Genomic DNA, 12,557 nt, shown 5'->3' with positions numbered 1-12,557 from the left:
CCGCAAGTGACTGCGGAACCGGCGCGCGGTCAGGCAACTACTTCTTCGCGTACCGCTTCTCGAAGCGGGCGACCCGGCCACCGGTGTCCAGAATCTTCTGCTTGCCGGTGTAGAAGGGGTGGCACTGCGAGCACACGTCGGCGTGGATGACGCCGTTCTCCGCGGTCGAGCGCGTCGTGAACGTGGCGCCACAGGTGCAGGTCACCGTGGTCTCCACGTACGTCGGGTGGATGTCGCTCTTCAAGACAGTCTCCTAGGATCAGGTGCCCCGGGTCGTCCGCACGGTACGAACGTGAACCGGAACCAGCCATCTAGTGTGCCATGAGCGCCCGACGACGCGGAAATCCGGGGTCAGCGCCCGCCCTCCTCGGCCGCCTCCGCCCCGCTCGCCGGAGCGCCCCGCGGCGCCGGCATCGGGCTGCCGGCACCCTTCACGCTCTGCCAGATCGCCTCGTTCAGCTGCTGCTCGGGCGCCTTGTCCGCCTGACTGAAGTCCATCGTCGACGACTCCGCGGCGAGCGGCGCCGACGCGGTGTTCTTCTCGTCCAGCGACTGCGACGGCGTCCGGGCATCGTACGGCGCCAGGTCCGGCTTCGGAGTGAAACTCGCGGTCATCGGGGTCGCCCCGGCATCGAACTGGGTCAGCGGGCCGATCCCGGCGATCAGTTCCATGGTGCGCATCATCGACACCGTGCTGTACATGGTCGAGTCGACCTTGCCGGTCTGCGTGTACGGGCTGATCACCAGCGCCACGGTCCGGTGCGCGTCGACGTGGTCCGGGCCGTTCTGCGCGTCGTCCTCGGTGACGAAGATCGCGGTGTCCTTCCAGTACTTGCTGTGCGACACCGCGTCCACGATCCGCCCGAGCGCCTGGTCGTTGTCGGCCACCGCGGCCTTGGGCGTCGGCTTGCCGACCGACGTACCGAACGTGTGGTCGTTGGCCAGCCGGACGAACTGCATCGTCGGCAGGCTGCCGGACGCGTTGAACTCCTTCAGCCACTCGTCGACGCGCGAGTTGTCCCGGATGTCGCCGTTCTGGGCGGCGTAGTTCGGGTCGGTGTGCGCGGCCAGCCGCGGCTCGGTCGCGAACACCTTGGCCGGCAGCGGGCCGCCCGCCCACATGCCGTAGTTGCGGTACGGGATGCCGGCGTCGTCGAGCCGGTCCCAGATCCGCGAGTCGCCGGTGAGCTTGCCCGGATCGGTCGCCTGGTTCGTGTACACGTCGTCGCTCCGGCCGCGGCCGCTGTACGCGACCGGCCAGAGGTGCTCGTTGTACGCGTTCGACTCCGACGCGGTCGCCCACTCCCAGCCGTCGGACGACACCGCGCCGTCGGCGTAGAAGTTGTCGAGCGTGACGAACTGCCGCGCCAGTTGCCGCTGGTTCGGGGCGGAGTCGTCGCCGAACAGGTTCAGCGACGGGTCGCCGTCACCCTTGCCGAGCGAGCCGAACACCTGGTCGTACGTGCGGTTCTCCTTCACCACGTAGATCACGTGCTTGATCGGGCTCGGGTCGCCCGGCCGGACCGGGACGACGTTCGCCGGGCCGTTCGGGTGCGTGGCGCCGTCAAAGCCGTCGTTCTCGCGCACCTGCTTCGTGTAGTGGGCGAGCTGGTCGCGGCTCGGTACGGCGATGCTCGACAGCGTGCCCATGATCATCGAGGCGACGTACTGCGAGTAGTCGACGACCGGGTTCGTCGGCTGCGGGCCGCCCGGGTTCGGGCCGGCGCCGAGGCCCTTCGCGTTCGTGACCAGCAGGTGCTTGTGGTCCCGCGTGACGGTGACGGTGGTCGGGTACCAGCCGGTCGGGATCAGCCCGGTGACGTGGTTGGTCCGCAGGTTCACGACCGCGACGTCGTTGTTGCCGGCGTTCGCGACGTACAGCGTCGTCCCGTCGAGCGCCAGGTCCTGCGGGCTGGAGCCGACCGGGGCATGCTGGTACGGCGCCAGCTCGATCGTGCGGGTGATCGCGTCGGTGGCCGGGTCGATGCCGATCACCTTGTCGGCGTCGGTGACCGCGACGAGCATTTCGCCGGTGGCCGGGTTCCGTAGGATCGCGGTCGGGTGGCTCCCGACGGTGACGGTCTTGCGGACGGTCAGGGTCGCGGTGTCGACGGCCGAGACCGTGCTGGTGCCCCAGTTCGAGACGTACGCCGTCTTGCCGTCGGCGGTGAGGCCGACGGTGAACGGGTTCGGGCCGGTCGCGACCTTGCCGAGGACCGTGCCGGTCGCGGTGTCGATCGCGGACATCGCGGCCGCGCCGTTGCCGGCGACGTACAGCTTGCTGCCGTCGGCGTTCAGCGTGAGGCCGGCCGGGAAGGTGCCCTTCGGCAGCGCGATCGGGGTGGTCTCGGTGAGCAGGCCGCTCGCCTGCGTGTAGACGCGGATCTTGTCGTTGCCGCCGGCCGCGGCGTACAGCTTGCTGCCGTCCGGGCTCCAGGCGAGGCCGATGAAGAGGGCCTCCGGGCTCGCGTACGGGAGGTTCTGGACGACCTTGCCGGTCGCGGCCTCGACCAGCGAGAGGCTCTGCGTCCGGGTGCCGTCGTTGCTGATCGCGAGGTACTTGCCGTCCGGGCTGAGCGCCGAACCGAACGGTTTCTCGCCGAGCTTGGTCTGGTCGCCGGCCGGCGTCACCCGCCAGCCGTACGTCGTGTTCGCCGTACCGTCGGGTTGCGGTCCCGCGTGCCGGGCCGGCACCACGTTCGCGACCGCGACGCCGGTGACCGCCGCCAGGGCGATCCCGGCGGCCGTGGCCAGTCGCCATCTTGTGCGCATTACAACTCCCGCCGAAGTGAGTACTTGACGGGATAGTCATCTCCACCGGGGAGAAACCTTCAGTGAGGTCCAGATGAACCCCTGGAACAACTTCTCTCAGCTACCCTCAGCAACCGACAAGGCGGAGGCCGCCAGCCTCCCCCAGCCTTCCATCAGTCGCCGTTCGTTGTGCTGTGCGCGCCGCCGGTGGACGGGGTGGTCTTGTTGACCACCCCACACCACCGCCATTGTCAGTCGCCGTTCGTTGTGCTGTGCGTGCCGCCGGTGGAGGGGGTGGTCTTGTTGACCTGGAGGAGGAACTCGATGTTCGACTTGCTCTCCTTGAGCTTGCCGATCAGCAGCTCCAGGGCGGCCTGCCCGTCGAGCGCGGACAGCACCCGGCGCAGCTTCCACACCACCTGGGTCTCGTCCTTCGACATCAGCAGCTCCTCGCGGCGGGTACCGGAGGCGACCACGTCGATCGCCGGGAAGATCCGCCGGTCGGCGAACTCGCGGCGCAGCCGGAGCTCCATGTTGCCGGTGCCCTTGAACTCCTCGAAGATCACCTCGTCCATCTTCGAGCCGGTCTCGATCAGCGCGGTCGCGAGGATCGTCAGCGAACCGCCGTCCTCGATGTTGCGGGCCGCACCGAAGAACCGCTTCGGCGGGTACAGCGCGGACGAGTCCACACCACCCGACAGGATCCGCCCGCTGGCCGGCGCGGCGATGTTGTACGCCCGCCCCAGCCGGGTGATCGAGTCCAGCAGTACGACGACGTCGTGGCCGAGCTCCACCAGCCGCTTGGCCCGCTCGATCGCCAGCTCCGCGACCGTGGTGTGGTCGTCGGCCGGCCGGTCGAACGTCGAGGCGATGACCTCGCCCTTGACCGTGCGCTGCATGTCGGTGACCTCTTCGGGCCGCTCGTCCACCAGCACGACCATCAAGTGCACTTCGGGGTTGTTCGTGGTGATCGCGTTCGCGAGCGCCTGCAGCACCATCGTCTTACCGGCCTTCGGCGGCGAGACGATCAGGCCGCGCTGGCCCTTGCCGATCGGGCTGACGATGTCGACGATCCGGGTGGTCAGGATGCCCGGCTCGGTCTCCAGCCGGAGCCGCTCGGTCGCGTACAGCGGGGTGAGCTTGTTGAAGTCCTGCCGCTGCTTGGCGATCTCCGGGTCCGCACCGTTGACGGTGTCGATCCGGACCAGCGGGTTGAACTTCTCCTTGCGCTCGCCCTCCTGCGGCTGCTTCACCGCACCGGTGATCGCGTCGCCCTTGCGGAGGCCGTAGCGCTTCACCATCGAGAGTGCGACGTACACGTCGTTCGGGCCCGGCAGATAGCCGCTGGTCCGGACGAACGCGTAGTTGTCGAGTACGTCGAGGATGCCGGCCGCGGGGACCAGTACGTCGTCCTCGGTGATCGTCGGCTCGGCGTCGTACCGCTCGCCGCGGCCGCGGTTGCGGGTGTTGTCCCGGCCGCTGTCACGCCCACCGTCACGCCCACTGTCGCGGGTGCTCTGGCCGTCGCGGGTCCGGTCCCGGTCGCGGCCCCGGCGCCGCCGCCGACGGCCCTCGCCGTCCTCGCCACGATCGTTCTGATCCTGCCGGTCCTGTCGGTCCTGCCGGTTCCGCTGAGTGTCGCGACCGGCGTCGCGGTTGCCGTCGCGGCCCTGGTTGTCGCGGCTCGGCTCACGGCTCTGGTCCCGGCCGCCGTCGCGGCCCTGGCTGTCGCGGCTCTGGCCGTCACGGCCCTGGCTGTCGCGGCCCTGGCTGTCGCGGGTCTGCTCACGGCCCTGGTCCCGGCTGCCGTCGCGCTGACCGTCCCGGTTGTTGTCCCGGTTCTGGTTGTCGCGGCTCCGGTTGCTGTTCCGGTCGCGGTTGCGCGCCTGGCTCTCGCCACGGTCGTCGGTCCGCTCGTCGGCGCCGTGCTGCACGGCCGGCTCCGGCTGGGTCTGCCGCGCCGCGGGCGCTTCGACCGCGGCCTCGGGGGCGGCGCCGTTCTGCCGGGCGTCGTGCTGCCGGGCGTCGTGCTGCCGGGCGTCGTTCGGTACGGCGTGCTGCACGTTCTGCTGGACGGGCGCCTCGCTCGGCGCCGCGTCGGGGGCCGCGTCCTTCTGCGCGGCGGCGCGGGTCCGGCGACTGCCGCCCTCGCGCTTGGCCGGCGCCTCGGCGGTCTTCGCCGCCGGCGCCTCGGCCGCCTCGTCGAGCGTCGGCTGGGTAGCCTTCGCCCGGGTCCGGCCGGTAGAGCCACCCGCGGGAGACCCCGCCTGAGCGGCCTTGATCGCCTCGATCAGCTGGCCCTTGCGCAGTGCGCCGGTGCCCTTGATGCCGAGCGTCCCGGCGAGCTGCTTGAGCTCGGGGAGCAGCATGCCCTCGAGGCCGCCGCCAGCTTTCCGGCGACGCGTGGCGGTGGTGGCCGCTGCGTCGGCTGCGCTGGAGGCTTCAACAGTTTCTGTCACGTGAGGTCCTTCCCACACGGATCGTCGAACGCCTGCACGGCGCATCGACCAAATTTCATTCCACCCACGGCCACACAACGGGCACGCGGGATACAGGAGGGCTCTCGCTCGATCTGAGTCCCCCCGGACATCTCCGACGCAGGCGGCGCAAGGTCACATCCACAGGAGGGTCGCCACACAACACAGGGTGCCGGGAGCACAGCCCGGATCGTGACGAGAGCACACCGATCACCTGGAGGGGATCGGGTGAGTCGAGACTAGCACCACTAGAGGTCCTTCTGCCGACTCCATCAAGTTCAACGCGTGTCCGTCGCGGCGCATTCCCCGGTCAGCCCGCCTCCATCGACCAGACCTGTACGCCGACTGGATCGATCCCGAGCTCGTACCTGGTCCAGCCGTCCGGCGCGTCCGGCGTACTCGCAGCACCCAGTACGGCGACCGTGGGGCCGGCGCCGCTGATGATCGCGGCCAGGCCGCTGCCGCGCAGTTTGTGCACCAGCGCGAGGCTCTCCGGCATCGCCGGCTCGCGGTACTCCTGGTGCAGCAGGTCCTCGGTCGCGGTGAACAGCAGCTCCGGCCGTCCTGTCAGCGCAGCGACGAGCAGCGCAGCCTTCCCCGCATTCGCCGCCGCTGAACTGTGGGAAACAACGCTCGGCAGCAGCCCGCGCGCCTCCTTGGTGAGCACGCGGTTGTCCGGTACGTAAGCAGTCGCAGCAATTCCAGCCGCCGGTTGCAACTTCACCGCGCGGCCGGTTTCGCCTTCTAGCCAAGCGATAGTGAACGCTCCGAGTGCTGCCGCGGCGACATTGTCGGGGTGCCCCTCGATCTCGTTCGCGCGTACGACGAGGCGCTCGCGGTCGAGCTGCTCGCCGGCCAGCGCGTACGCCGCCGCCAGCCCGCCGACGATCGCCGCCGACGACGACCCGAGCCCGCGCCCGTGCGGGATCCTGTTCTCACACCGCAACGCGAACCCCGGGACCGAAGCCCCCAACGCGTCCAGCCCCGCCCGGATCGACCGCACCACCAGATGCGACTCGTCCAGCGGCACTTCCCCCTCACCACACCCGCTGACCTGAACCGTCACCCCGGACCCACCCGGGGTGACCACCAGTTCGTCGTACAACGTCAGCGCCAACCCGAACGCATCGAACCCAGGCCCAAGATTCGCACTGGTAGCCGGCACCCGAACCCGAACCTGATCACACACCCGCCGCCCGCTCACCTGCAGCGGCCGCCCAGCCGAGTCAGCTGGTGTGGGCAGGGCGGGGGTGTTCGACTCGTCTTCCATCACGGCTGCTCAGGCGAGGCCGGCGAGGCGGGCGACTGCGTCTGTGTCTGCCGGGGTGACCGGTGGTTCTTCGAAGGTGGCGTGGGACAGGGCGGTGTCGATGTCCTTCAGGCCGTGACCGGTGACGGTGATCACGACGGTGGAGCCGCCCGGAAGGTCGCCGTTGGACTTGGCCAGCAGCAGGCCGGCGACGCCGGCCGCGGAGGCCGGCTCGACGAAGACGCCCTCGCGGGCGGCGAGTTCGCGCTGGGCGTCGAGGATCTGCTGGTCGGTGACCATCTCGATCCGCCCGCCGGACTCGTCCCGCGCCGCCTCGGCCAGCGTCCAGGACGCCGGGTTCCCGACCCGGATCGCGGTCGCCGCGGTCTCCGGCTTCTCGACGATCGCACCGCGCACGATCGGCGCCGCGCCCTCCGCCTGGAAACCCCACATCTTCGGCGTCCGCGTCGCCAGCTTGTCCTTGGCGTACTCCTGGTACCCCTTCCAGTACGCCGCGATGTTCCCCGCGTTCCCGACCGGCAGCAGATGCAGGTCCGGCGCGTCGCCCAGCGCGTCACACACCTCGAACGACGCCGTCTTCTGCCCCTCGAGCCGCACCAGGTTCACCGAGTTCACCAGCGCGACCGGGTAGTTCTTCCCGAGCTCGCGCACGATCCGCAGACAGTCGTCGAACCCGCCGTCGATCTGCACCAGCTTCGCCCCGTGCACGACCGCCTGCGCGAGCTTCCCCTTCGCGATCCGCCCGGCCGGGATCACCACCAGCGGCAGCATTCCGGCCCGAACGGCGTACGCCGCCGCCGATGCCGAGGTGTTACCGGTCGAGGCGCACACCACGGCCTTGTCCCCCGCCTGCGCGGCGAGCGAGATCGCGACCGTCATACCGCGGTCCTTGAACGAGCCGGTCGGGTTGTTGCCCTCGACCTTCAGCCACACCTCGCAGCCGGTCTGCTCGCTCAGCCACTGCGCGGCCACCAGCGGCGTCCCGCCCTCGCCGAGCGTGACCACCGGCGTGTCCGCCGAGACGGGAAGCCGGTCTCTGTACTCCTCGATCACGCCACGCCACTGGTGAACCATCAGACCTACTCGCCTTCTACCCGCATCACACTGCTGACTTCACGGACGATGTCCATGTCCCGCAAGGACTCCACGGTCGCGGACAACGCGGCATCGGTCGCGGTGTGGGTGACCACCACCAGCTGCGCGTCGCTGCCCCGGCCCTCCTGGCGGACGGTCTGGATCGACACGTCGTGCTCGGAGAACGCCTGGGCCACCGCCGCCAGCACACCGGCCTTGTCGGCCACGTCCAGCGACACGTGGTAGCGGGTCGTCGCGTCGCCCATCGGCCGCACGGCCCGCTGGGTGTACGACGACTCGCCGACTCCCGGCACACCCTTGAGCCGGTTGCGCGCGGCGGACACCAGATCCCCGAGGACGGCACTGGCCGTCGGGGCGCCGCCGGCACCACGACCATAGAACATCAGCCGCCCAGCTGCCTTGCTTTCCACGAAAACCGCGTTGTACGCGTCCCGAACACTGGCCAACGGGTGCGTGACCGGGATCATCGCCGGGTACACCCGGGCGCTCACCGAGTCGGTGGCCTCGTCCAGCTCGCAGATCGCCAGCGACTTCACCACGCAGCCCATCTCGCGGGCGGACGCGATGTCGGTCGCGGTCACCTCGGTGATGCCCTCGCGGTGCACGTCGGCGATCGACACCCGGGTGTGGAACGCGAGGCTGGCGAGCAGCGCGGCCTTCGCGGCGGCGTCGAATCCCTCGATGTCCGCGGTCGGGTCGGCCTCGGCGTACCCGAGCGCCTGGGCCTCCTCGAGCGCCTCGTCGAAGCCGGCGCCGGTGCTGTCCATCTTGTCGAGGATGTAGTTCGTGGTGCCGTTGACGATGCCCATCACCCGGACGACGTCGTCGCCGGCCAGCGACTCGCGCAGCGGCCGCAGGATCGGGATCGCGCCGGCCACCGCGGCCTCGAAGTACAGGTCGCGCTGGTACTTCTCGGCGGCCGCGAACAGCGTCGGGCCGTCCTCGGCGAGCAGTGCCTTGTTCGCGGTGACGACCGAGGCGCCGTGCTCGAGCGCGGTCAGGATCAGCCCGCGCGCGGGCTCGATGCCGCCGATCACCTCGATCACCAGGTCCAGGTCGCCGCGCGAGACCAGCGCCTGCGCGTCGGTCGTGATCAGGCCCGGGTCGACCGCGATGTCGCGCTCGCGGCCGGCCCGCCGGACGGCGATCCCCGCGATCTCCAGCCGGGCGCCGACGCGGGCTGCCAGATGGTCCGCCTGCTCGGTCAGGATCCGCACCACCTCGGTGCCGACCACTCCGCAACCGAGCAGGCCCACCTTGAGCGGTTTGTCGTCGTTCTTCATTCGGCGGCCCCCATGTCGAGGAGAAGCAGGTCGTCTTCGGTCTCACGGCGTACCACGACGCGCGTTCGGCCGTCCTTGACCGCGATCACCGGTGGCCGCGGCACGTGGTTGTAGTTGCTCGCCATCGACCGGCAGTACGCGCCGGTACCCGGTACGGCGACCAGGTCGCCGGGCCGGACGTCGGCGGGCAGGAACTCGTCCTTGACGACGATGTCCCCGGCCTCGCAGTGCTTGCCGACCACCCGGGCCAGCGTCGGCCCGGCGTCGGAGTACCGGTTGGCGAGCGTGCAGGAGTAGTCGGCGTCGTACAGCGCGGCGCGGATGTTGTCGCTCATCCCGCCGTCCACCGACACGTACGTCCGGGCCGCGCCGTTGTCCAGCTCGACCTCCTTGACGGTGCCGACCGAGTACACCGTGCACATCGCCGGGCCGACGATCGCGCGGCCGGGCTCGACCGAGACCCGCGGGACCGGTACGTCGTGCTCGTGGCACTCGTGCTCGACGATCTTGCCCATCTCGGTGGCCAGCTGCGCCGGGTCCGACGGATCGTCCTGGGTGGTGTACGCGATCCCGAAGCCGCCGCCCAGGTCGAGCTCCGGCATGTCCACGCCGATCTCCTCGGAAACCCTTGCGTGCAAGGCGATCACGCGCTTCGCGGCGACCTCGAACCCAGACGAGTCGAAGATCTGCGAACCGATGTGTGAGTGCAGCCCGAGCAGCTCGAGCTCCGGCGCCTCGTTGATCCGGGCAACGGCCTCGAAGGCCGCGCCGGAAGTGATCGAGAAGCCGAACTTCTGGTCCTCGTGCGCGGTCGCGATGTACGCGTGGGTGTGCGCCTCGACGCCGGCCGTCACCCGGACCATTACCGGGGCGACCGTGTTGCGTTCGGCGGCCAGCTCGATCAGCCGGGTGATCTCGTACTGCGAGTCGACGACGATCCGGCCGACGCCCGCGTCCAGCGCGCGGGCCAGCTCGGACTCGGACTTGTTGTTGCCGTGGAACCCGAGCCGCTTCGGGTCGGCGCCCGCCCGGAGCGCGACGGCCAGCTCTCCCCCGCTGCAGATGTCGAGGTTCAGGCCCTCCTCCATCACCCAGCGGACGACCGTCGTACACAGGAAGGCCTTGCCCGCGTAGTAGACGTCGACGTCCTTGAACGCGTGCTTGAAGGCCCGCGCCCGGGCGCGGAAGTCGTCCTCGTCCAGGACGTACGCCGGGCTGCCGTGCTCGGCGACCAGGTCGCGGACGTCGACACCGCCGACCACGAGCGCGCCTTCGGCGTCCTTCTTCGTGTTCGTCGACCAGAGCGCCGGGACCAGTTCGTTGGGGTCGCGGGGGGCGCGCAGCCAGGGCGGTGCCCGGTGGCCGAGGTCGGCGTGCAGCGCGCCCGCTTCGTGCGCCCTCACATCCGCTCCGGTGCGGAGACGCCGAGCAGGTCGAGCCCGTTGGCGAGCACGGTCCGGGTCGCGGAGACCAGGGTCAGGCGAGCCTTGTGCACCGGCTCCACCTCCTCGTCGCCGCGCGGCAGCACGCGGCAGCTGTCGTAGAACTTGTGGAACGCGGACGCGGTGTCCTCGAGGTAGCGCGCGATCCGGTGCGGCTCGCGCAGCTCGGCGGCGGTCGCGACCACCCGCGGGAACTCCGCCAGCGCGCGGAGCAGGTCGCCCTCGCGCTCGTGGCTGAGCAGGCCCGGGTCGAACTCGTCCAGCTTGATGCCGAGCTCGTCGGCGTTCCGCAGGATCGAGGCCAGCCGGGCGTGCGCGTACTGCACGTAGAACACCGGGTTCTCGCTGGCCTGGCGGGTCATCTCCTCGATGTCCAGGGTCAGCGGGGAGTCGGCCGGGTAGCGGCAGAGGGTGTAACGGAGCGCGTCGACGCCGCCCTCCTCGACCAGCTCGGCGAGCGTGACGATCGTGCCGGCCCGCTTGGACAGCCGCATCTCCTGGCCGCCCTTGAGGATCTTCACCAGCTGGCCGATCAGGATCTCGATGTTGTGCTCGGGGTCGTCGCCGGCGCAGGCCGCGATCGCCTTCAGCCGGTTCACGTAGCCGTGGTGGTCGGCGCCGAGCATGTACACGCAGGTCTCGAAGCCGCGCTCGCGCTTGTTCACGTAGTACGCCGCGTCGGAGGCGAAGTACGTCGGCTCGCCGTTCGACCGGATCAGCACCCGGTCCTTGTCGTCGGTGAAGTCCGTCGTCCGCATCCACAGCGCGTCGTCGGCCTCGTACAGGTGGCCCTGGTCGCGGAGCTTCTGGATCGCGTGCGGTACGCCGTCCTGCTCGTGCAGGCTGCGCTCGGAGAACCAGACGTCGAACTTGGTCCGGAAGTGCTCGAGCTGCTCCTGCTGCTCCTTGAGCTGGCGCTCGTACCCCGCCTCACGGAACGCGATCACCTGCTCGTCCACCGGCAGCTCGGTGATCCCCGGCACCTCGGCGACGATCCGCTTGGCCAGGTCGAGGATGTACTCCCCATGGTACCCGTCCTCCGGAATCGGCTCGCCGTGCGCGGCCGCCTGCAGGCTGGCGCCGAACTTGTCCATCTGGTTGCCGCGGTCGTTGATGTAGAACTCGCGGGTCACGCTCGCGCCGGCCGCGGCCAGCACCCGGGCCAGCGCGTCGCCGACGGCCGCCCAGCGGGTGTGGCCGAGGTGCAGCGGACCGGTCGGGTTCGCCGAGATGAACTCGAGGTTGATCGCCCGGCCCTGCAGGCTGTCGCCGGTGCCGTACGCCGGGCCCGCGTCCAGGATCGCCTGCGCGACCTTGCCCTGGGCATCCGCCGCGACCCGCAGGTTGATGAACCCGGGCCCGGCGATGTCGACCGCGGTGATCGCCTCGTCGTCGCGGAGCTTCGCGGCCAGCAGCTCGGCGAACTGCCGCGGGTTCAGCCCCGCGCGCTTGCCGAGCTGCATCGCGACGTTGGTGGCGTAGTCCCCGTGCTCGGGGTTCTTGGGCCGCTCGACCTTCAGCTCGCGCGGCAACCCACCCTCGACGGCAATGGTGCCATCGGCGGCGAGCGCAGCCAGGGCCTGCAGGATCTTCTCAGCGAGCTGTTCCGGAGTCACCGGATCAGCCTAATGGGCTTCGGCCGAAACCCTTGACTCGCTATCCACAGCCCGGTACGGCGGCGCTACCGAGCACTCACCGTGATGTGACTGTTGCGCACCAGTGGGGTGTCCCAGGCGGCGGGTCTGCCGTCGACCGTGACGGTCAGGCCGGCGCAGGCGTCTGCGAGGCAGTTTGGGTCGTACCGGATGCCCCAGAGGGTGAAGAACTGGGCGAGGGTGGGGCGTTCGGCGGCTGTTTTCGCTTCTACCCAGACGACGCCGTCGGTGGTGTGGGTGTGGACGGCGGCCTGCTCGGCGCGGAGCTTGTCGATGCCGATCCCGGCCGCGACCTGGACCGGCCGGCCGTCGAGGGTGACGGCGATGTTCAGCGTGTACGGCGACGGGCCGGAAAAGTCCAGCGGGAGTCGTTCGAAGCCGGCCTTGTCGATGTACGAGACCGCGTCCCGGGGAGCGTCCCACGGCGGCGCGGCGGTCCGCAGGTCGGCGGCCGCGGGCGCCGCGGGGCCGAGCTGGCACCCACCGAGCAGGACGCCGGCGAACAGCAGGACGGCTGCCGTCCCGACCGCCCGGCGCCACCTGCCTGCACTCATGGGAGCCAGGTTGCCAGGTACGCCGGGACG

At 70.3% G+C, this 12,557-nt stretch carries 9 protein-coding genes; all 9 read right to left on the bottom strand.

Annotated elements, in window-relative coordinates; genetic code table 11:
• Positions 1 to 37 precede the first annotated feature (37 nt).
• Complete coding sequence (rpmE, locus tag ACFV9C_RS40505) at positions 38 to 244, bottom strand: 50S ribosomal protein L31 (protein WP_209693871.1); 207 nt, start codon at positions 242 to 244, stop codon at positions 38 to 40.
• Positions 245 to 351: 107 nt separating this feature from the next.
• On the bottom strand, positions 352 to 2,772 hold the full coding sequence (locus tag ACFV9C_RS40500; protein ID WP_380202570.1) for a bifunctional YncE family protein/alkaline phosphatase family protein: 2,421 nt from the start codon (positions 2,770 to 2,772) through the stop codon (positions 352 to 354).
• A gap of 230 nt (positions 2,773 to 3,002) precedes the next feature.
• Positions 3,003 to 5,210 carry a transcription termination factor Rho gene (rho, locus tag ACFV9C_RS40495; protein WP_380202568.1) on the bottom strand — a complete coding sequence of 736 codons (2,208 nt, stop codon included), beginning with the start codon at positions 5,208 to 5,210 and terminating at the stop codon, positions 3,003 to 3,005.
• 328 nt (positions 5,211 to 5,538) lie between these two features.
• Positions 5,539 to 6,498 (bottom strand): homoserine kinase, encoded by a 960-nt coding sequence (thrB, locus tag ACFV9C_RS40490; RefSeq protein WP_380202566.1) that lies wholly within the window; start codon positions 6,496 to 6,498, stop codon positions 5,539 to 5,541.
• 9 nt (positions 6,499 to 6,507) lie between these two features.
• A complete protein-coding gene (gene thrC / locus ACFV9C_RS40485; protein ID WP_380202564.1) occupies positions 6,508 to 7,572 on the bottom strand; it encodes a threonine synthase in 1,065 nt (354 codons plus the stop codon).
• 5 nt (positions 7,573 to 7,577) lie between these two features.
• Entirely contained in the window at positions 7,578 to 8,876 is a 1,299-nt protein-coding gene (locus ACFV9C_RS40480) for a homoserine dehydrogenase (RefSeq protein WP_380202562.1), read from the bottom strand.
• Positions 8,873 to 10,279, bottom strand: coding sequence for a diaminopimelate decarboxylase (gene lysA / locus ACFV9C_RS40475; RefSeq protein ID WP_380202560.1), 1,407 nt, complete (start codon positions 10,277 to 10,279; stop codon positions 8,873 to 8,875). The genes ACFV9C_RS40480 and lysA overlap by 4 nt, the downstream gene beginning before the upstream one ends.
• A complete protein-coding gene (gene argS, locus ACFV9C_RS40470) occupies positions 10,276 to 11,934 on the bottom strand; it encodes an arginine--tRNA ligase (RefSeq protein WP_380202558.1) in 1,659 nt (552 codons plus the stop codon). The genes lysA and argS overlap by 4 nt, the downstream gene beginning before the upstream one ends.
• 65 nt (positions 11,935 to 11,999) lie before the next feature.
• On the bottom strand, positions 12,000 to 12,527 hold the full coding sequence (locus ACFV9C_RS40465; RefSeq protein ID WP_380202556.1) for a hypothetical protein: 528 nt from the start codon (positions 12,525 to 12,527) through the stop codon (positions 12,000 to 12,002).
• Between the last annotated feature and the right edge of the window lie 30 nt (positions 12,528 to 12,557).

The organism is Kribbella sp. NPDC059898, from assembly GCF_042730855.1.
Taxonomy (GTDB): Bacteria; Actinomycetota; Actinomycetes; order Propionibacteriales; family Kribbellaceae; genus Kribbella.
This window is presented reverse-complemented; position numbering and strand designations above follow the sequence as displayed.